Below are 19,852 nucleotides of genomic sequence, written 5' to 3'. Positions count from 1 at the left end.
CATCATGATCCGCAGCCCGAACACGGAAGTTAAGTTCGCGCGCCGATGGTAATGAGGGGCTTCCCCTTGTGAGAGCAGGACGTTGCCGGGCAAGCAGGACATCCATATCAATGGGTGTCTTATTTTAGTTTTTTTAAAAAAGATCGCCTGTTTTATGTGGGCAGTTAGCAGTCAGAAAAGGCCAACCAAGCTTCGTGACGTTCTGATGCCACACACTTTTTCGCATCTTGCCGCATTCATGATTTGATCTTGCAGCGGGACTCCATAGTGGAAAGAATAAGAAAGAACTTCAGAATTCTTGCTTTTATGAACTTGATTCGTTATAATAAGCAAGAACTATTATAAGTAGTTTAATTTTTATTATCGCGGGATGGAGCAGTTCGGTAGCTCGTCGGGCTCATAACCCGAAGGTCGCAGGTTCAAATCCTGCTCCCGCAATTACTGAAATTGGTCTATTCAAGTCTGATAACTAATCAGCCTTAGGGGTGTGCGTCCTAAGGTTTTTTTGTATAAACGATTGAGGGAGTTTAACATGGAAAATCATTATGAAATCGTTTCAGCCCTTCCGGAAAAAACATTTGCCATTGGAAAGAAACTGGGACATTTATTGGAAGCAGGCGATGTGATTTTGCTTGAAGGGGATCTAGGGGCAGGAAAAACGACTTTTGCAAAAGGCTTGGCTGCCGGTCTTGGGATACGTAAAACAGTGAATAGCCCTACTTTTACCATCATTAAAGAGTATGAAGGAAGGCTTCCGCTTTATCATATGGATGTTTATCGTTTGGAAGATTCTTTTGAAGACCTCGGCTTTGATGAATATTTTGAAGGCGATGGTGTAACGGTTGTGGAGTGGGCTCATTTTATCCAGGAGCAACTTCCGTCGGATAGACTTGCTGTTTATTTGCATCATGTAGGCGGCGAAAATCGCAAGATTGTTTTTAAACCTTATGGCACCAGATATAAAGCTTTATGTAAGGAGTTTTTTCATGAAAGTCCTGGCAATTGATACATCGAACGAAGTATTGGGAGTAGGCCTTGTAAGTGAGTCGAAAGTAATTGGGGAATACATTACGAACATAAAGAAGAACCACAGTGTGCGAGTCATGCCGGCGATTCAGCAACTTTTGAAAGATTGTGAAACAGATACCGGTGAACTTGATAAAATTGTTGTAGCCAAAGGACCAGGTTCTTATACTGGGGTGCGGATTGGTGTGACAATCGCTAAAACAATGGCCTGGAGTTTGGGTATACCTTTGTCGGGTGTCTCCAGCTTGGCTGTGCTTGCAATGACAGGCAGCTATTTTCCAGGATATATTTCACCGCTGTTTGATGCGAGGCGGGGTTTGATTTACACGGGCCTATACCAATTTAAAGAGAGCAAGCTTCAAGTGGTCATGGAGGACCGGAATATATTGGCCACGGAGTGGGCTGAATTATTAAAAGACCAAACGGTACCGATTTTATTTAATGGAAACGACGTGCCGCTTCATGAGCAAACTTTTCGGTCCGCTCTCAAAGACCAGGCATTTTTTTCTCACGTTGGTGAATACAATCCAAGGCCAGGAGAACTAGGCCTGCTTGGACTATACCTACCCCCTGAGGATATTCATTCGTTTACTCCAAATTATATACGCCTTGTGGAAGCCGAAGCTAAGTGGCTGGAGAGGCAGGGGAAGAAACCATGATAAATCGAAGCACGAGTGTCGGCCAAGATATATCTTTTCGCTTGGCCTCACTTGAAGATATTGGTAAATTGGTGGAGATCGAGAGCCGCTCGTTTTCGGCGCCTTGGCCCGAAGAGGCGTTTTATAACGATATCGCTCATAACCGCTTTGCATATTACGTTTTTATTACGCTCGACGGGATTGAAGTAGGTTATTGCGGTGTATGGATTATTTTGGATGAAGCGCATATTACAAACATTGCTGTGCTTCCAGAACATCGTGGAAAAAAATTGGGGGAACAACTGCTTTTTAAAGTGATGAATCTTGCCAAAGAGGCCGGAGCGAATAAGATGACACTCGAAGTACGGGTAAGTAATGACATTGCCCAGTCTCTTTATAAAAAACTGGGATTTCAAGAAGGCGGCATTCGAAAAAGATATTATACGGACAACCAAGAAGATGCGTTAGTGATGTGGGTGAATTTATGAAGAAAGAAAATATAGTTGTTCTGGGGATTGAGACAAGTTGTGATGAGACGGCAGCTGCGGTCGTTCGTGATGGAAAGGAAATATTATCAAATGTGGTCGCTTCCCAAATTGAAAGCCATCGCCGGTTTGGCGGTGTCGTTCCGGAACTGGCATCACGCCATCACGTAGAACAAATTACCATTGTCATTGAAGAAGCAATGAAGCAAGCAGCCGTTACTTTTGAAGATATTGATGCTGTTGCCGTAACGGAGGGACCGGGATTGGTTGGTGCTCTGCTCGTCGGTGTAAATGCTGCGAAGGCATTGGCTTTTAGCCGCAATATTCCGCTTGTCGGTGTTCATCATATTGCCGGCCACATTTATGCGAACCGACTGATCACCGACTTTACGTTTCCTTTGTTGTCGCTAGTCGTTTCAGGAGGCCATACGGAACTTGTGTATATGGAAAAGCACGGTTCATTTAAAGTAATTGGTGAAACGCGGGACGATGCTGCTGGAGAAGCATATGACAAAGTCGCGCGGACATTGAATTTGCCATATCCCGGCGGACCGCATATCGACAGACTTGCCCAAGAGGGGACGGCGACTATTGATCTTCCAAGAGCATGGTTGGAAGAGGATTCTTATGACTTCAGTTTTAGCGGTCTTAAATCCGCAGTTATCAACACGCTCCACAATGCGGAACAGCGCGGGGAAAAAATATCTCCAGAAAATTTGGCGGCGAGTTTTCAAGCAAGCGTAGTGGAAGTGTTGACGGAAAAAACGATCAGGGCTGCTAAAGAATTGGGCGTAAAACAAGTACTTTTGGCCGGAGGGGTAGCCGCAAATAAAGGGCTGCGTAAATCACTTGAATCCGCTTTTGAGCGAATAGAACATGTAGATCTCGTTATTCCTCCCCTGTATTTATGTACAGATAATGCCGCTATGATTGCGGCGGCAGGAACTGTCTTATTTGAAGTTGGAATAAGAGGTGCACTTGATATGAATGCGCACCCCGGTTTGGATATAGAAAAGTAAGGGCTCCGGTTGGAACGGAGTCTTTTTTGTGGATAACTTGATCATATGCAAGCTTGAAAACGACATTTTGTGGATGATTAAGCGAATATAGTGTGGATAATGTGTATAGGTTTGTTTATAACTTATGTTGTAAACGTTTAAAATGTGGACAAGATTGTGGGTAAAAAAATCCCCGACGGAGTACCCATCGGGATAATACATGATTTTTTGTTACGGTATGTCATATTCCGTAAGTGTTTCTGAAAGCCTCGTCCATTCTTCCAGCAATTCATCCATTTCGCTTTGAATTCTTTCCATTTCTTGATGAATTTCAAGAGTTCGTTCGTGGTCATTGAACACAGCGGGATCTGTTAACAACTGCTCTTTTATGTCCAGTTCCGCTTCCAATTGGTCCACCAATTCTTCCATTTCAGCGATCCGCCTTTTGAGTTGCCGTTCGCGTTTTCTTTTTTCTTTTTCCTGCTCGTATGAATGTTTACTGTCTACTTGTGTGTTCTTTGATTCCGGCTGTTGCAGTTGTGCCAGCTCCGCCATTTCCGTCTTTTTATTCACATAATAATCATAGTCGCCCAGAAATTCTTTTGTTCCTTCTGTGGATAGTTCGATCACTTTCGTAGCAATCCTGTTGATAAAATATCGGTCATGGGAAACGAATAAAATGGTTCCCGGGTAATCCACAAGCGCGTTTTCCAGCACTTCCTTGCTATCCAAGTCCAAGTGGTTCGTCGGTTCATCAAGAATGAGGACGTTCGCCTTTTGAAGCATGAGAATGGCGAGGGTGAGCCGCGCTTTTTCTCCCCCGCTCAATGACGAAACGGTTTTTAATACATCATCTTGGGTAAACAAAAAATTGCCCAATACGGATCTGACTTCTTTTTCCTTCATTAGCGGATAGCGATCCCATAATTCTTGTAAAACAGTTCGGTTGGTTGACAAGTTGGCCTGTTCCTGATCATAATATCCGAATTGAACATTTGCTCCATATCGAATCTCCCCGGATAGGAAGGGGATTTTTTTTATGATCGACTTTAACAACGTAGATTTGCCAATCCCGTTTGGCCCGACAAGGGCGGCACTGTCGCCGCGGGTAAGTCTCATATTGATATGGTTGGCCAATGTCTGTCCATTGTAGCCAATGCTCGCCTCTGAAACGGATAACACGTCATTTCCGCTTTGTTTCTCAATTGTGAATGAAAAAGAAGCGGATTTTGTGTCGCCTTCGGGACGATCCATGATATTCATTTTTTCTAATTTGCGGCGTCTGCTTTGCGCTCGTTTAGTCGTTGACGCTCTTGCGAGGTTACGCTGTATAAAGTCTTGCAGTTTGGAAATTTCACCTTGCTGTTTTTCATACAGTTTCATTTCCTGTTCAAATCTCTCGGCTTTTTGCTCGAGATACTTACTGTAATTTCCATGATAGACCGCCATTTCATGGCGGGACAGCTCATATACTAAAGAAACGATTTGGTCGAGAAAGTAACGGTCATGGGAAACGATGAGAAGGGCTCCCGGATAATTTTGCAAATATTTTTCTAACCAGGCCATGGTTTCAATATCAAGATGGTTTGTTGGCTCATCCAAAATCAGCAAGTCCGGCTTGGACAACAACAATTTTGCAAGCGCCAGGCGCGTTTTTTGTCCGCCACTCAGCCTGGCGATATTTTTATCATAGTCTTCTTCGAAAAATTGGAAGCCGTGCAGGACAGAACGTATATCTGATTCATATTGATAACCGCCGATTTTTTTAAACTGCTCTTGAAGCCTGTCATATTCACTCAATAGACGTTCATAGGCACCTTCACGTTCGTAATTCGCCGGATCGGAAAGCTTCTGCTCGATTTTTCGAAGCTCTTTTTCCATGTTTCGTACTTCGCTGAATACGGAAAGCATTTCTTCCCAAATCGTTAATTCTGATTCCAAGCCTGTATGTTGCTCCAAATAACCAATTGTTACATCTTTCGGTTTGACTACTTGGCCGGAATCATGTGAAAGTTCTCCAGCGATGATCTTTAACAAGGTAGACTTTCCGGCTCCATTCCTGCCGACAAGAGCTGCCCGGTCACCTTCGCGAATTTCCAATTTTATATTTGAAAGTACCAAATCAGCCCCAAAATACTTTGAAAGCTGTTGAACTTGCAATAATAGCATAATTTCCACCCCTAGTCATAGACAGTGTATCGCATGTTGACTATATTTGACAATTGATTTTTTAGGTGGCAAAAACAGACAGTATACACGAAATAGTGTAGAATGATAAGGAGGTGTTTGGCCGTGGAAAAATTGACGCATTTTAACAATGAAGGCAGGGCACAGATGGTGGATGTCAGCGGAAAGCCGGAAACAGTCCGCACTGCTGCTGCCCGCTCCAGTATTGAAGTGAACGACCATATTTATGAGTTAATTACGAATCAGCAAATAAAAAAGGGCGATGTTTTGGCTGTGGCGCAAGTAGCCGGGATCATGGCCGCGAAAAAAACATGGGAAATAATCCCGATGTGCCATCCGATCCCGATAAAAGGAGTTAATATTTCCTTTGACTGGATGGAAGGATCCGAGAATCATAAAATCCTGGAAATTACTGCTGAAGTAAAAACTGTCGGTAATACAGGAGTAGAGATGGAAGCATTAACTGCTGTTTCGGCAGCAGCACTCACTATATACGATATGTGCAAAGCCGTAGACAAGGGAATGATCATAGGTCCAACCTATCTAATAGAAAAAACAGGCGGGGTATCCAGTAGCGATTATCGCCGTGAAATGGAATAGGTTTATCAGTTGCAGGACATTCATTCCGCAAACGGGTAAATTGCAGCGCTTTTTTCTTTTTGGCATGGAGGATTGAATATGAACGGGGAAACGTTAAAAATACCACAGGCTACTGCAAAGAGGCTTCCGCTATACTACAGGTTTTTGAAAAATTTACATGCATCAGGAAAACAGCGCGTATCTTCGGCCGAATTAAGTGAAGCGGTGAAAGTGGACTCCGCTACCATTCGGCGGGACTTTTCTTATTTTGGCGCGCTTGGAAAAAAAGGATATGGGTATAATGTAAATTACTTGCTGTCATTTTTTCGCAAGACACTTGACCAAGATGAGGTGACGAAAGTCGCTTTAATTGGTGTAGGAAATTTAGGCACAGCTTTTTTAAATTATAATTTCTTAAAAAACAACAATACAAAAATTGAAATGGCTTTCGATGTCGACAAAAACAAAATCGGGAAAAAGATCAGCAATGTACCGATTTATGCTTTGTCCGAACTTGAAGAAAGATTGAGCAAAGAGGAAGTGGCCGTCATTATTTTAACTGTGCCGGCAAGTGCCGCCCAAGCCATCACTGACCGGATTAAACATACCGGTGTAAAGGGAATACTGAATTTTACCCCTGCAAGGCTGAATGTGCCGGAGTCGATCCGTGTTCATCATATCGATCTAGCGGTGGAGTTGCAGTCGCTCGTTTACTTTTTGAAACATTATCCTCTCGATGACACGGAAAATTCACAACCATAAATGATTTTTCAATGGCTAATTGGACGGGTTTCCATTAAAATAAAACTATAGATAGGAGGTGGCCGCAGTGAGTGCAGGTGTAGGCAGTTTACTTGTAATCGCACTTGTTGCTATATTGATCTTCGGACCAAAGAAGTTGCCGGAACTTGGTAAGGCTGCGGGCAACACGTTGCGTGAATTTAAGAACGCGACGAAAGGTTTGGCAGACGATGATGAAAAAGAGACGAAAAAAGACAGCGATAAGTGATAGGATGAACAAATCATGAGTCAAAACAATATGTCGATCATCGATCATATAGAGGAATTGCGAAAACGGCTGGTCATTATAGTCGTTTTCTTTGTGTTGGCTGTCATTGCCAGCTTTTTTATATCACAGCCTCTTATTAAGCTGATTCAGCATGCAAGCGCTGCCCAGGACATTACGATGAATGCGTTCCGTGTGACGGATCCGTTTAAAGTGTTTCTGCAAATGACGTTTGTTCTGGCGTTTATTTTAACATCCCCCGTTATTTTGTATCAGCTCTGGGCCTTTATCAGTCCGGGTCTTTTGGAAAAGGAACGGAAGGCAACGCTCAGCTATATACCGGTTTCAGTTTTTTTATTTTTAGCAGGTGTCCTTTTTTCTTATTTTATTTTGTTTCCATTTGTGATACGGTTCATGCTTGGGTTATCGAGCAATATGGAGATACAGACAACAATTGGCATTAATGAATATTTTCAATTTCTTTTTCAGATAACCGTACCGTTTGGAGTTTTGTTTCAGCTTCCGGTCGTCATTTTGTTTTTAACAAGGTTGGGCATCGTTACGCCGATGTTTTTGGTACAGATCAGAAAATATGCGTACTTTATTTTGCTGGTTATCGCAGCGTTCATTACGCCTCCGGATTTAATCTCGCATATGATGGTGACCGTTCCATTACTCATTTTGTATGAGATCAGCATCTGGATTTCAAAGGTGGGTTATAAAAAAGCGCAGGCTTCCGCAGCAGAGAGTGATGAAGATTAAAAAAGCATCCGATATTTCCGGTGCTTTTTTAATCTATAGCCCATAAAACAAGTGGGTTAATGCTATAAGATGAAAAATTCATCCTTGACAGATAATTTATAGTGGGATAGTATATAAATACGTTTATAAATGACGTTTCAACTGAATAATAGGTAATTTCTTATCCAGAGAGGTGGAGGGACTGGCCCTTTGAAGCCTCGGCAACAGACCGTCAAGGTACTGTGCCAATTCCAGCAGGCTGTTTGTAAGCTTGAAAGATAAGAAGAGAACAAATGACGTTTAAAGCAAACCTCTTCTTATTTTGTAGAAGAGGTTTTTTTAATGGGGGGATGAAGATGGCAAAAGTGGAGGAAAATGCGATTGAAGACATTGTTTCGGCCTTGAAAAAGATGGAATATGGTTCATTGGTCATTACAGTGCACGATGGAGAAATCACCCAAATTGATACGACTGAAAAAAAGCGTTACAACATGCAAAGGAAACAAAGGAAAGTCCCGATGATGAAAGCAAACAAATGAAAACAGGCTGCCGATTAGACAACTAAAGGCATCTTCTCAATGATCATGCATTGGGAGGGTGCTTTTTTTGTACCGTTGCCTAAAATGGTAGCGAGAAAATAGCAAATGCAGAGAAGAAGGGTGACTCCTCAGTTCTTTCATAAAAAGGATGTGGAAGAACTAAGAGTTTTGGGATTTTGCGCTCCATACGACTGTAAAGGAAGAAAAATCATTCATGGAAGGGATTTGATTGGTTGGTGAATGATACATAATATTTGTTGGATATAAAACCGGTGGCCAATTAAAAAAATGTAGCAAGTTTAATCCGTTTGGGTTGAGAAGAACATGCTCATACAGTTAATTAAAATCGTTTTCACTTAAAGGGAGGAAAATAAAATGAGTGATATTGTCATTATTTCAGGAAGTCCATCTGAATTTTCCAGATCTGGAAAGATTCTGGATTATCTAGGCAGATTGCTGGAGAGGGAACATTTTTCAATAAAACATGTTTCAGTAAAAGATATTCCGCCGGAGGACTTGGTTTACGGAAATGTTCATAGCCCTGCCATTCAAAAAGTGTCACTTGTTATTCAAGAGGCGGCGGGGGTGATTGTCGGATCACCGGTTTATAAAGCGGCTTATTCGGGAGTTTTAAAAACATTGTTCGATCTTTTGCCTCAAGATGTGTTTAAAAATATTCCGGTATTGCCGCTCATGACCGGGGGCAGCCCGGGCCATTTATTGGCGATTGAATTCTCATTGAAACCGCTCATTGCTTCTTTAAAAGGAAAAAGTCTTCAAGGACTTTATTTTCTCGATAGCCAAATTAACAGGGAACAGAAAAACCCAATCATTGATGAAGAAAGCCTTTTACGTACGAAAAAACAGCTTTATGAATTTATCGAAATAGTAAAGAAAAATAAGCGTCTTGCGTCTTCTTTATAAAACAGAAAAGAGACATTTGGTAATGAAATGCTTGCTGTCGATGGCAGGGGCACTTCGAAAAACCGATGTCTCTGTTTTTTTTAATAGATGTTGTTTTTTATCCAGGAAGTCCTCGTACAAACTGATCAAGAGGCTTTGGCGTAACCTGTAGGCAGGAAGTTCCAGCACTGCATTTCAGCAAAAGGCAACACGGGAGCTTGCTATGCGGCCAGCGCTGTACTAGCAGGCTTTGTTACTATATACATCCTATTTCTGATCCTTTTTTAACCGAAAGTGGAGCATAATGAGACGCAGCCCCGCTCCAAAATCCAGTGTGGCTAAAATTATCAGCAAATAAACCATAAAACCAAAGCCGTTCTTATCCACTTGCTGGACAGCAAAAAATGTAAAAACAAACCCCAAGACGATATATAAAGTACCTGAAAATAATGGTGACCTCATGAAAAGAACCCTCCTATCCACCATACAAATTGTGCTGTTTTTTCTATATATTTCTCCAGCTTATCGACAAGGAATAACTGAAGTATGACAACGATCGTGTTCATCGAGACATGTGCGATGATAGGAACGATAATTCTTTTCGTCATAACGTATAAAAAGGCAAATACGAATCCCATGGTAGCATATAAAATAATGTGAACAGGCTCGAAATGGGCCAGTGCAAAAATGACGGAACTCAGTAAAGCGGCTACCCAGAAAGGGAGGCGGTCGTACAAGCTTCCGAATATGACTTTTCGAAATACGATCTCTTCTAAAATGGGCCCAATAATGGAACTGATGATGACGATTGCCGGAAATAACTCGATCAATTGTAAAATTTGCTGTGTATTCTCTGATCCCGGGTTGATGCCAATCGCCTTCTCTACCAAACCTGCGGAAATCTGGGCAAAGAAGGCCATAAAAATACCGATAATTGCCCAAGTAAAAGATTGTCCGACGGGGAGCGGCTGGTCCTTCTCTATTTTTGTATACTTCTCATTTTTTCTCAAAAGAAAAAGAACAAGGGCAAGTCCAACACTAAAAGAGAACAGAATCCAATAACCAACCGCATTCACTTTCATTTGCTCCGGATCAATATGAAGCACCTTCGTACCTATTTGGAAAAAGAGCGGTACTCCAATATAAGAGGACAACTGCATAACGATAAAAGTGAGGACAATCAAAAGATATGATTTCTTCATGAAAATAGTAAATCTCCTTCATATATATCGAACGATAATTTCTATTTTACTCTTAATGGACGATTGTTTCAAACAGCGCGTTTATGTTTTCCTTCCCCTGCCCTAAAAATATCCTGTGCCCATTTTTTTCATTCTGGCGAAAAAGTTTGACATAGGCAACTAGTGTGCATAAAATATAAATTAAAGAAATGTTGGTCGGGGGAAACATTGTAAAGACAATCCAACTTATATGAGGGAGGTAAAGGAGATGAAAGGTCATGAGTTGATTGCTCTTAATGAAGCCAACACTGGGGATTGCATCAAAATAAAGAAGTTACTCGTAACGGGCACGATGAGGAGAAGGTTATTGGATTTAGGGTTTGTCCCTTCGGCAGAGGTGATTGTGCTGCAAAAAAGTCCGCTCGGCGATCCGATTGCCTTTCGTGTCAGCCATACGACTATTGCCCTGCGAAGGGAAGAAAGTTCAAAAATATATGGGGAGTTAGTAGCAAATGAATCATCAGCAACCAGTTAAAATTGCGTTGGCAGGCAATCCGAATGTTGGAAAAAGTACTTTATTTAATACATTGACAGGACTAAAACAGCATACTGGCAATTGGCCGGGAAAAACCGTTATCCATGCGGAAGGGCAGTTTTCCTATAAGGGGGTAGATTACACAATCATTGATCTCCCTGGTACGTATTCCCTTTTTTCCAACTCGGCGGACGAAGAAGTAGCAAGAGATTTTATTGTCTTCGAGCGGCCGGATTTGACGATTGTTGTGCTTGATGCCACCTCGATTGAGCGGAATTTGAATTTGGCGTTGCAAGTCATGGAAATGACAGATAAAGTGATTGTCTGCATTAACTTAATTGATGAAGCAAAGAAAAAAGGGATTTATATCAATGAGAAAGCATTAATGAAAAAACTCGGTGTTCCTGTCATCAAAATTTCTGCTCGTAACAAAGTGGGCATCAATCAGTTATTAGATACGATCGACAGGATGATCTCAGGAAAGATTTCCACTTCTCCGTATCAAATACAGTATTCACCAGAGATTGAAAAGAAGGTGGAAACATTGATTCCCCATGTGCAAAGAGTGTTTGGCAAAGAGCTTCCCGCCCGCTGGCTCGCCTTGCGGTTGCTTGATGGGGATGAATCATTTATCACTGCTTATTCTAAAAAGATAGAGAAAGAACGGGGTGACGGATTGACACATGAGCACTCATATCCAGCCAAAACCCAACAACTATAATGAATTATTACATTTGGCACAGTCGCTATCAACGGAAGATATTCGTGATGAGATTGTTACTAATATTTACCAAACCTCAAATGCCATTTGTGAAAAAACAATTGCTTATAAAGCCCCGGAAAAATTGCGGCAAACAGAAAAGCTGGACAAAATTTTCACATCGAAGGTTTGGGGATTTCCCATTATGCTTGCGATGTTGGGAGTCGTCTTTTATATCACGATTGCCGGGGCAAATGTCCCTTCTACCATGTTGGCCAATACGTTCAATTGGTTGGAGCAGTATATAACGGCTTTTTTCACATGGATTCATGCGCCTGAATGGCTCCATGGCATCCTTGTTTTAGGGCTTTATCGAGGTACGGCGTGGGTGGTCAGTGTCATGCTTCCTCCGATGGCGATCTTTTTCCCCATGTTTGCCCTGTTGGAAAACTACGGGTATTTACCCCGAGTGGCTTTTAATATGGATCGGCTCTTTAAAAGGGCAGGTGCCCATGGGAAACAGGCGTTAACAATGGCGATGGGTTTCGGCTGTAACGCGGCTGCCATAATGTCTACAAGAATCATCGAGTCGCCACGGGAAAGAATGCTTGCGATTTTGACGAATAACTTTGTTCCGTGTAATGGCAGATGGCCAACGCTGATCTTATTAGCTTCTTTATTTATGGCGGTAGGCTATTCCGGTACAATGGGAACATTGGTGACGGCCGGGATCGTCATGGGAATGGTGTTATTTGGAATCGTCGTCACACTATTTGTTTCATGGGCTTTATCCAAAACCGCCCTGAAAGGAGTCCCGACTCATTATACATTGGAGCTTCCTGCTTATCGTCGTCCGCGGTTTTGGGAAACGATTATTCGCGCCACGCTAGATAAATCATGGTTCGTGTTAAAAAGAGCGGTCATTATAGCGGCTCCCGCCGGTGTGATGACGTGGGTGGCTGCCAATATCTATATCGGGGATACGAGCTTATTAATGTACTTCGTCAACTTTCTGGACCCCTTTGCCCAATTATTGGGATTGGACGGATTTATTCTGATGGCCTTTATTTTTGGACTTCCGGCGAATGAAGTCGTATTGCCGATTTTATTGATGGGTTACTTATCAACAGGTGCCATGACAGAAGTAGAAGAATTAACCGCGATCAAATCAATCTTTGTAGACCATGGCTGGACGTGGTTAACCGCTTTGAATATGATGCTGTTTTCATTGCTTCATTATCCGTGCGGGACGACATTATTTAATATTTACAAAGAAACGAATAGCAAGAAGTGGACATTTGTTGCCTTTGCATTACCAACAGCGATTGCGATTATTGTCACATTTATCGTTGCCCAGGTAGTAAGAGGATTCGGCTGGGTGTAAAAATATCCGAAAGAAAGCTCCGGAAGCAGATATACCCTTGTCAAATAGACAGATTGAAAAAAAGACCATGCAACCAGTGTGATTCGGTATTAAACCGGAAAACACTGGTTAGTGGGCTTTGTCAAATTACGTGTTTTTAATCAAAGTATTTTATATGTGAGGTATTCTAAAAGAGGCACATTTGGCGTATTTGTCCATTCCGTAGCTATCATCCAACCAAAGGGCTCTTCTTTAAATAGAGATCCAATATTGATAAAGAACAAACACTGTTTTTCCTCGTGGTGGCGGATCCTCGAAGATATTTGGGCTGGAACATAAGTTGAAAACGAATTGATTTTAGTATAAATCGTGAAAATAAAGCCGCGTGAAACCAAGGTTTTTAAATAAGATTCATGAGGTTTATTCATTTTTATAAAGTTTTGTCCCAGCTTTTTTTCTTTTTTGCGTATAGGTACACGGTTTGTTTTCGTAATCGTGCACCAACCAACCGGACGTGTGTCACCAATGTGTAAAGATCAGATCCGCTCATAATTCAGCCCCCATGCTTGTTAATTTGTCTTAGATGCCTACTTTACATAACTTAAAAAGACAGCGTCGCTCTTCATTAAGGTTCGTCCTCTTAGCAAATTTGATATGCAATAACTTTTGGAATAATGCGATATATAAATTATCAAGATTCCTCGTTCCAAAATTGCTTATATAGCTTTGTAAGATCGTATAAATCATCTGCAATCATTTCCATTAAGATCATTTTTTTCCCAACTATTAATAAATGTATTGAAAATAATGCTTGTTATTTACACTCTGCTCCTTTCATTTTCAATGGTTTCCATACACTAATCCGAATACTTAATTTTTTTACGCGCCGGTTTATAACATTTGTAGCAGTGAAAAAATTCATAGTTCCATATGTAAGTGGAACGAGGCAACCTCCTGTATAACCACAGACAGTTTTTTATTGAAAAAAATCTGTAATGGCTTGTCTTGCTTAAGCTCCGATCAGAAACAAAACAATAGGGATCGTAAATAAACTAATGAGCGTAGTAGCCAAAGTGGTAAATGACACGAGATCCGGCTCGGTATCAAATTGAATCGCAAACATAGTCGTATTCGCCGCAGCGGGCATCGCCGATTGCAAAATAAGGACCGCTTTGATTAACTCATTAACAGGGAAAAAATGCAAAATAGCAACTGCGATCACCGGTGAAATGACCATTCTAATGACAATTCCTGCGGAAGCAAACTTGTAGGGAACGCGTTTGCGTTTGATCGCAGCAAGCTGCATGCCCAGGACAAGCATTACAGTTGGAATGGATGCATCCGCTACAAGGTCAACAGCATGAAAGGTTGTTTCCGGAAGCTTAATAGAAAACACTTGCAGCAAGATGCCCAAGAAAGCCCCATGAATGACAGGCATGCGAATCACCCTCTGTAGTGACTCTTGAAGGGAAGCTCGCTCTTTTCCGCCGATCGAAGCGAAGAAAATGCCGAGCGAATTCATCAAGAAAGACTGGAAGACCATGACAATCACTGCATAATCGAACCCGGCTGCTCCCATCGCAAAGAGAACGACAGGAGCACCGTAATTTCCGCTATTCATAAAGGCCCCGCCTAAAATCAGTGCGGACAGCTGTGAACGTTCCGCATCCATCATTTTGCTCGTTATCCAGACAATCAGAATTAAAGAGACTGACAATACACAGCAAAAAAGAAATATGTATACATAGTCGATGGTCAATTCATGTTTGTAAAATGTGCGAAAAGCTAGAAAGGGAGACATTAAATATAAGGCGGCGGTAGAGATCGATCGAATATCAAATCCGATGACTTTTTGTCCGATAAATCCCGTGAAAAATATTAAAAAAATTGGCAAAACCATCATTACAAATTCCATATCCCATTCATCCCCATCTCTATACCTACGACCATCATATCAAAATTCCGATACATTCAGAAACGTCGGCCATAATGAAAAAAAGAATCCAAACCAGAAAGAAGGTTTGGATCACCCAGAAACTTTCATTCTATTAAAGCACTTTACTCAAAAACGCTTTCGTGCGTTCACTTTTTGGATGATTAAATACTTCCTCGGGTGTGCCCTCCTCAACAAGAAGCCCTTGATCCATAAATAACACACGATCTCCCATTTCTCGTGCAAAGCCCATCTCATGTGTAACGACCACCATCGTCATCCCTTCAACCGCAAGCTGTTTCATGACATCGAGCACTTCATTGACCATCTCGGGATCGAGGGCAGATGTCGGTTCATCAAACAGCATGACTTTCGGTTTCATCGCCAAAGCTCTGGCAATCGCCACACGTTGCATCTGCCCTCCGGACAGTTGTTCTGGATACGCATTGGATTTATCTCCCAGCCCCACTTTTTGAAGCAAGTGGTGCGCGAGCTCCTTTGCATCATGCTGGTTCATTCCCCTCATTTTTATCGGAGAAATCGTAATATTATCCAGCACGGTCATATGGGGAAAAAGGTTGAATTGCTGAAACACCATCCCGACTTCTTTGCGTATCGCATTGATGTCTGTCTGTCGGTCATTTACGCTGACACCGTTGATATAAACGGCTCCATCCGTAATTTCTTCCAATAAATTAATGCATCTTAAGAAGGTGCTTTTCCCGGATCCACTCGGACCGATCACACATATGACTTCTTTTTCCTTAATTTCATAGTCAATCCCTCTTAATACTTCCAAATCTCCAAACGATTTACATAATCTTTCAATTTTAATCATCTGCTCACCCTCCCGCCGATGGTGAACGGCCAAATGAAAATGCCCTTCGTCTTTGAGTTGGGATATAACTGTTGCTGAACCGCTTTTCCACATATGTAATGATTTTCGTAAAAATATAAGTCAGCAGCAAATATAAAATAGCGACAGTGATGTACGGCTCCCAAAATCTGGCATATGCTCCTGCAACGACTTTACCGGCATATAATAAATCATTCGCGGCAATGACCGTAACGAGTGAGGAATCTTTCAATAATGCGATCAACTCATTTCCTAGAGGCGGAACCATTCGACGAAACGCCTGTGGTAAAATAATGTAGCGCATCGCAGTCTTGTGTGGCATTCCGAGTGATCGCGCCGCTTCCATCTGGCCTCGCTCAATTGATTGGATGCCCGCGCGGATAATCTCCGCGTTATAAGCGGCGCAGTTCAACATAAGAGCAATAGCCCCCGAGATGAAATAACCCAAAGAATGGCCAAAAATCGTAGGGATAACAGCCAAGTGAATGATTAAAATTTGCACAAGTAGCGGGGTGCCACGGAAAAAGTCAACATAATACTTGCACGGGTAATAGATCCATTTTCTTTTTGACAGCTTCCCCAAACCGAATAGTAACCCTAAAATAATCCCCCCGACATAACCGACCGCTGTAAGACTGAGAGTTACCCAAATGCCCCGAATAAATAACTCCTTATAATTCCAAATCATATCCAGCCGGATATCTAAAAAGTCGATGATAACCACCTCCTGATGTGAGCCAGTGTCTGATCATCAATGGCAATGCAATTACTCAACATCATAACCGGTGATTTCTTTTAACTTTCCATTCTCTTTGATTTTTTTGATTCCTTCGTTGAGCAAATCACGTAATTCTTGGTTTCCTTTTTTCACCATTAAACCATAATACTCTTTTTCAAAGCTCTCATCTTCAATCACTTTTAATTTTTTGTCTGGATTGTTTTTCAAATATTCATTGACAACCGAGTTATCCCCAACCGCAGCGTCGGCATTGCCATTCAGCATCTCTTCAATGGCAAGCGGCATTGTTTCCGCTGCGATGATATTAGCGCTCGTATTCCCCATAAGTTCTTTTAAAACCTCATGGCCTGTCGTATTAATCTGGACGGAAGCCTTTTTATCCTTTAAATCTTCAAGCTTGGATATATCCGAATCTTCCGGAATGAGTATCACTTGATTGGCAATATAATAAGGATCTGTAAAATCAAATTCTTTCTTGCGCTCTTCCGTCATTGTAATAGAAGAAACGGCGAAGTCTACTTCTCCATTTTTTACCGCTGGAAATAGCGGTTCCCAGCCGATATTTTTAAACTCAACTTCCGCTCCCACCTCTTCTGCAACCGCTTTCACAACATCGATGTCAATACCGATGATATTTCCACTGCTATCCATGTACTCCATAGGTGCGTATGTGGCATCTGTTCCAACGATGAATTTCTTTTTGTCTCCGGCGCCCTCACTGGCTGATCCTTCTTCTTTTTTTCCTGCTTCTTCCGAGCCGCCAGTGCCGCAGCCGAACAAAACGAGGCTTAAGCAAACCAACAAGAAACCGATAGGCCAAAGACGCATGCCTTTTCTCATAAATGATTTCCCCCTTAGTTGATTTTGTATGTACATCTGAAACACAAAACTATTCAGTTACTTCAGATGATTAATACAATTATAAGCGAATTGGCCGGGCTAATCAATAAAACAAAGAAGGAAGGAGAGATAGACAGAACGGGGAAAAATAGTGATAACCCATTTCATAGATGGAAAAACGCCTATGTTTGTTATATGTAATGCTCCATCACTCTGTCGAAAATAGTAAAAAACTTTTTCAATAAAAATTTGGGGGTTTATACTTGCAAAAACAAATGAAATTATTTAATATTATATCTGGGTTAGCACTCACCGGGTGCGAGTGCTAATAAACATAAAACTTACATATTTTTAAGGAGGTTGTTTCACTTGTTAAAACCACTTGGGGATCGTGTTATTATCGAGCTTGTTGAGTCGGAAGAAAAAACAGCAAGCGGCATCGTGCTTCCTGACACAGCCAAAGAAAAACCACAAGAAGGAAAAGTAGTTGCCGTTGGCACAGGACGTGTTCTCGACAGCGGTGAACGCGTACCGCTTGAAGTTTCTGAAGGCGACAACATTATCTTCTCTAAATATGCTGGTACAGAAGTGAAATACCAAGGTACAGAATACTTGATTTTGCGTGAATCTGACATATTGGCTGTAATTGGCTAATGATTATGTGATCTTTCCATATGAAAAAATCTTAACGATCGATAAGGAGGCATTTTATCAATGGCAAAAGAGATTAAGTTTAACGAAGACGCGCGCCGTGCACTGCTTCGCGGAGTAGATCAACTGGCTGACGCCGTTAAAGTAACTTTGGGGCCAAAAGGACGAAACGTTGTTCTTGAGAAAAAATTCGGTTCTCCATTGATTACGAATGACGGTGTAACCATTGCGAAAGAAATCGAGCTTGAAGATGCTTTTGAAAACATGGGAGCCAAACTTGTATCTGAAGTAGCAAGCAAAACAAACGATGTGGCAGGGGACGGTACAACAACCGCTACAGTACTTGCACAAGCCATGATTCAAGAAGGCTTGAAAAACGTTACGGCTGGTGCCAATCCGGTTGGCGTTCGCAAAGGAATCGAAAAAGCGGTTGCGGTTGCTGTGGAAGAGCTTCATGCCATTTCCAAGCAAATTGAAGATAAAGAATCCATCGCGCAAGTTGCCGCCATTTCTTCCGGTGACGAAGAAGTTGGCCAATTGATCGCAGAAGCAATGGAACGCGTTGGAAATGACGGTGTCATCACTGTTGAGGAATCCAAAGGATTTACAACAGAGCTTGACGTTGTAGAAGGTATGCAATTTGACCGTGGATATGCATCTCCTTATATGGTAACAGACTCCGACAAAATGGAAGCTGTTCTTGAGGATCCATATATCTTGATCACGGATAAAAAGATTACAAACATCCAAGAAGTTCTTCCACTCCTTGAGCAAGTGGTCCAACAAAGCAAACCATTGTTGATCATTGCTGAAGATGTAGAAGGCGAAGCATTGGCAACACTTGTTGTGAACAAACTTCGCGGAACATTCAACGCAGTTGCTGTCAAAGCTCCCGGATTCGGTGACCGCCGCAAAGCTATGCTTGAAGATATCGCTATCTTAACTGGCGGAGAAGTCATCACTGAAGATCTCGGTCTTGACCTGAAAACAGCCGGCATCCAATCTCTTGGACGTGCTGCTAAAGTGGTTGTTTCCAAAGAAAACACAACAATCGTTGAAGGTGCGGGCGACTCTGCAAACATTGCAAGCCGCATCAACCAAATCCGCGCGCAACTGGAAGAAACAACTTCCGAGTTTGACAAAGAGAAACTTCAAGAGCGCTTGGCGAAACTGGCTGGCGGCGTAGCTGTCATCAAAGTCGGCGCTGCAACTGAAACCGAGTTGAAAGAGCGCAAACTTCGCATCGAAGACGCATTGAACGCTACTCGTGCGGCAGTTGAAGAAGGAATCGTCTCCGGCGGTGGAACAGCACTTGTGAATGTTTACAAAAAAGTGGCTGAAATCGAAGGCGAAGAAGATGTGGCTACTGGTGTCAGAATCGTTCTGCGCGCCCTTGAAGAGCCTGTACGTCAAATCGCTCAAAACGCCGGTCTTGAAGGCTCCGTCATCGTTGACCGCCTGAAAAAAGAAGAAGTCGGCATCGGCTTCAACGCTGCAAACGGCGAGTGGGTCAACATGATCGACGCTGGTATCGTCGACCCAACAAAAGTAACGCGCTACGCGCTCCAAAACGCAGCTTCCGTTGCGGCTATGCTTCTCACTACCGAAGCAGTTGTTGCCGACAAGCCGGAAGAAAACGCTGGTGGCGCCCCTGCAATGCCAGACATGGGCGGCATGGGCGGCATGATGTAAGCGAAGCCTGAACCCCTTGATACACAAGGGTTTGACGGCAACGAATTATAATCAACAACATTCCAACAACATTTTAAAAACATCCTTCCACTCAAATTGTTGTGTGAAGGATGTTTTTCTTATCTGGTTTAAAATAAAGATAAGTTGGGAAGTAATGAAAAAGACGGCTCTATACTAAATGTTGGGGTTTCCACACAATTTGCCCCAAAAAATACACGCAAACATCCAATTCTTTTATACTTGAATTGTCGAGAAACAAG

The 19,852-nt window shown here is 42.2% G+C and carries 22 protein-coding genes, 1 tRNA gene and 1 riboswitch; of the genes, 16 read left to right on the top strand and 7 right to left on the bottom strand.

Annotated features, from left to right (window positions below; all coding sequences use genetic code 11):
• Positions 1 to 364: 364 nt before the first annotated feature.
• The 5 genes from JOC94_RS21525 to tsaD all read left to right on the top strand — a co-directional run bounded on the left by JOC94_RS21525 (position 365) and on the right by tsaD (position 3,168).
• Positions 365 to 438, top strand: a tRNA-Met gene (locus tag JOC94_RS21525).
• Between the two features lie 94 nt (positions 439 to 532).
• The gene (tsaE, locus tag JOC94_RS21520; RefSeq protein WP_077112732.1) at positions 533 to 1,006 is read left to right on the top strand and encodes a tRNA (adenosine(37)-N6)-threonylcarbamoyltransferase complex ATPase subunit type 1 TsaE; all 474 of its coding nucleotides are present in this window, start codon (positions 533 to 535) and stop codon (positions 1,004 to 1,006) included.
• A complete protein-coding gene (gene tsaB, locus JOC94_RS21515) occupies positions 987 to 1,685 on the top strand; it encodes a tRNA (adenosine(37)-N6)-threonylcarbamoyltransferase complex dimerization subunit type 1 TsaB (protein ID WP_077112734.1) in 699 nt (232 codons plus the stop codon). Before tsaE ends, tsaB begins: the two co-directional genes overlap by 20 nt.
• Positions 1,682 to 2,152 (top strand): ribosomal protein S18-alanine N-acetyltransferase, encoded by a 471-nt coding sequence (gene rimI, locus JOC94_RS21510; protein WP_077112736.1) that lies wholly within the window; start codon positions 1,682 to 1,684, stop codon positions 2,150 to 2,152. The genes tsaB and rimI overlap by 4 nt, the downstream gene beginning before the upstream one ends.
• Positions 2,149 to 3,168 (top strand): tRNA (adenosine(37)-N6)-threonylcarbamoyltransferase complex transferase subunit TsaD, encoded by a 1,020-nt coding sequence (tsaD, locus tag JOC94_RS21505; protein WP_077112738.1) that lies wholly within the window; start codon positions 2,149 to 2,151, stop codon positions 3,166 to 3,168. Before rimI ends, tsaD begins: the two co-directional genes overlap by 4 nt.
• 210 nt (positions 3,169 to 3,378) lie before the next feature.
• Here the strand turns inward: tsaD and JOC94_RS21500 are convergent, their stop codons facing one another.
• Positions 3,379 to 5,316 (bottom strand): ABC-F family ATP-binding cassette domain-containing protein, encoded by a 1,938-nt coding sequence (locus JOC94_RS21500; protein WP_077112740.1) that lies wholly within the window; start codon positions 5,314 to 5,316, stop codon positions 3,379 to 3,381.
• A gap of 123 nt (positions 5,317 to 5,439) precedes the next feature.
• Here JOC94_RS21500 and moaC point away from each other — a divergent pair, with 123 nt between their 5' ends.
• From moaC to ssuE, 6 genes are all read left to right on the top strand, one after another.
• Entirely contained in the window at positions 5,440 to 5,934 is a 495-nt protein-coding gene (gene moaC / locus JOC94_RS21495) for a cyclic pyranopterin monophosphate synthase MoaC (RefSeq protein ID WP_139345671.1), read from the top strand.
• A gap of 78 nt (positions 5,935 to 6,012) precedes the next feature.
• Positions 6,013 to 6,675, top strand: a complete 663-nt coding sequence (locus JOC94_RS21490) for a redox-sensing transcriptional repressor Rex (RefSeq protein ID WP_077112744.1) — start codon at positions 6,013 to 6,015, stop codon at positions 6,673 to 6,675.
• Positions 6,676 to 6,742: 67 nt separating this feature from the next.
• On the top strand, positions 6,743 to 6,922 hold the full coding sequence (locus JOC94_RS21485) for a twin-arginine translocase TatA/TatE family subunit (RefSeq protein WP_077112745.1): 180 nt from the start codon (positions 6,743 to 6,745) through the stop codon (positions 6,920 to 6,922).
• 15 nt (positions 6,923 to 6,937) lie between these two features.
• Positions 6,938 to 7,681 carry a twin-arginine translocase subunit TatC gene (gene tatC, locus JOC94_RS21480; RefSeq protein WP_077112747.1) on the top strand — a complete coding sequence of 248 codons (744 nt, stop codon included), beginning with the start codon at positions 6,938 to 6,940 and terminating at the stop codon, positions 7,679 to 7,681.
• Between the two features lie 157 nt (positions 7,682 to 7,838).
• A riboswitch (SAM riboswitch) is annotated at positions 7,839 to 7,945 on the top strand.
• A 71-nt stretch (positions 7,946 to 8,016) separates the two neighbouring features.
• On the top strand, positions 8,017 to 8,199 hold the full coding sequence (locus JOC94_RS21475; protein ID WP_077112749.1) for a YezD family protein: 183 nt from the start codon (positions 8,017 to 8,019) through the stop codon (positions 8,197 to 8,199).
• Between the two features lie 375 nt (positions 8,200 to 8,574).
• Positions 8,575 to 9,123, top strand: coding sequence for an NADPH-dependent FMN reductase (gene ssuE, locus JOC94_RS21470; protein ID WP_077112751.1), 549 nt, complete (start codon positions 8,575 to 8,577; stop codon positions 9,121 to 9,123).
• Between the two features lie 246 nt (positions 9,124 to 9,369).
• Here the strand turns inward: ssuE and JOC94_RS21465 are convergent, their stop codons facing one another.
• A complete protein-coding gene (locus JOC94_RS21465; protein ID WP_077112753.1) occupies positions 9,370 to 9,564 on the bottom strand; it encodes a YdiK family protein in 195 nt (64 codons plus the stop codon).
• Positions 9,561 to 10,304, bottom strand: a complete 744-nt coding sequence (locus tag JOC94_RS21460; RefSeq protein ID WP_077112755.1) for a CPBP family intramembrane glutamic endopeptidase — start codon at positions 10,302 to 10,304, stop codon at positions 9,561 to 9,563. Before JOC94_RS21460 ends, JOC94_RS21465 begins: the two co-directional genes overlap by 4 nt.
• 247 nt (positions 10,305 to 10,551) lie before the next feature.
• Here JOC94_RS21460 and JOC94_RS21455 point away from each other — a divergent pair, with 247 nt between their 5' ends.
• Genes JOC94_RS21455 through JOC94_RS21445 form a run of 3 tightly spaced genes read left to right on the top strand, consistent with a single transcriptional unit; the run spans position 10,552 to position 12,902 of the window.
• Positions 10,552 to 10,818: a FeoA family protein gene (locus JOC94_RS21455; RefSeq protein WP_077112758.1), complete on the top strand. Its 267-nt coding sequence runs from the start codon at positions 10,552 to 10,554 to the stop codon at positions 10,816 to 10,818.
• Complete coding sequence (locus JOC94_RS21450; RefSeq protein ID WP_077112760.1) at positions 10,796 to 11,539, top strand: FeoB small GTPase domain-containing protein; 744 nt, start codon at positions 10,796 to 10,798, stop codon at positions 11,537 to 11,539. The genes JOC94_RS21455 and JOC94_RS21450 overlap by 23 nt, the downstream gene beginning before the upstream one ends.
• On the top strand, positions 11,502 to 12,902 hold the full coding sequence (locus tag JOC94_RS21445; protein WP_077112762.1) for a nucleoside recognition domain-containing protein: 1,401 nt from the start codon (positions 11,502 to 11,504) through the stop codon (positions 12,900 to 12,902). Before JOC94_RS21450 ends, JOC94_RS21445 begins: the two co-directional genes overlap by 38 nt.
• A gap of 988 nt (positions 12,903 to 13,890) precedes the next feature.
• Here the strand turns inward: JOC94_RS21445 and JOC94_RS21440 are convergent.
• From JOC94_RS21440 to JOC94_RS21425, 4 genes are all read right to left on the bottom strand, one after another.
• Complete coding sequence (locus JOC94_RS21440; RefSeq protein ID WP_077112764.1) at positions 13,891 to 14,796, bottom strand: AEC family transporter; 906 nt, start codon at positions 14,794 to 14,796, stop codon at positions 13,891 to 13,893.
• A gap of 133 nt (positions 14,797 to 14,929) precedes the next feature.
• Positions 14,930 to 15,652 carry an amino acid ABC transporter ATP-binding protein gene (locus tag JOC94_RS21435; protein WP_077112766.1) on the bottom strand — a complete coding sequence of 241 codons (723 nt, stop codon included), beginning with the start codon at positions 15,650 to 15,652 and terminating at the stop codon, positions 14,930 to 14,932.
• Between the two features lie 4 nt (positions 15,653 to 15,656).
• Complete coding sequence (locus JOC94_RS21430) at positions 15,657 to 16,385, bottom strand: amino acid ABC transporter permease (protein WP_077112810.1); 729 nt, start codon at positions 16,383 to 16,385, stop codon at positions 15,657 to 15,659.
• Positions 16,386 to 16,436: 51 nt separating this feature from the next.
• Positions 16,437 to 17,249 carry a basic amino acid ABC transporter substrate-binding protein gene (locus JOC94_RS21425; RefSeq protein ID WP_077112768.1) on the bottom strand — a complete coding sequence of 271 codons (813 nt, stop codon included), beginning with the start codon at positions 17,247 to 17,249 and terminating at the stop codon, positions 16,437 to 16,439.
• A gap of 369 nt (positions 17,250 to 17,618) precedes the next feature.
• On the opposite strand from JOC94_RS21425, the gene groES reads away from it, so the two are divergent.
• Together groES and groL are read left to right on the top strand one after the other, a co-directional pair.
• Entirely contained in the window at positions 17,619 to 17,903 is a 285-nt protein-coding gene (groES, locus tag JOC94_RS21420) for a co-chaperone GroES (protein WP_077112770.1), read from the top strand.
• Positions 17,904 to 17,963: 60 nt separating this feature from the next.
• On the top strand, positions 17,964 to 19,592 hold the full coding sequence (gene groL / locus JOC94_RS21415) for a chaperonin GroEL (RefSeq protein ID WP_077112772.1): 1,629 nt from the start codon (positions 17,964 to 17,966) through the stop codon (positions 19,590 to 19,592).
• The last annotated feature ends 260 nt before the right edge of the window (positions 19,593 to 19,852 follow it).

This window comes from Siminovitchia thermophila (assembly GCF_016909185.1).
GTDB lineage: Bacteria > Bacillota > Bacilli > Bacillales > Bacillaceae_C > Siminovitchia > Siminovitchia thermophila.
This window is presented reverse-complemented; position numbering and strand designations above follow the sequence as displayed.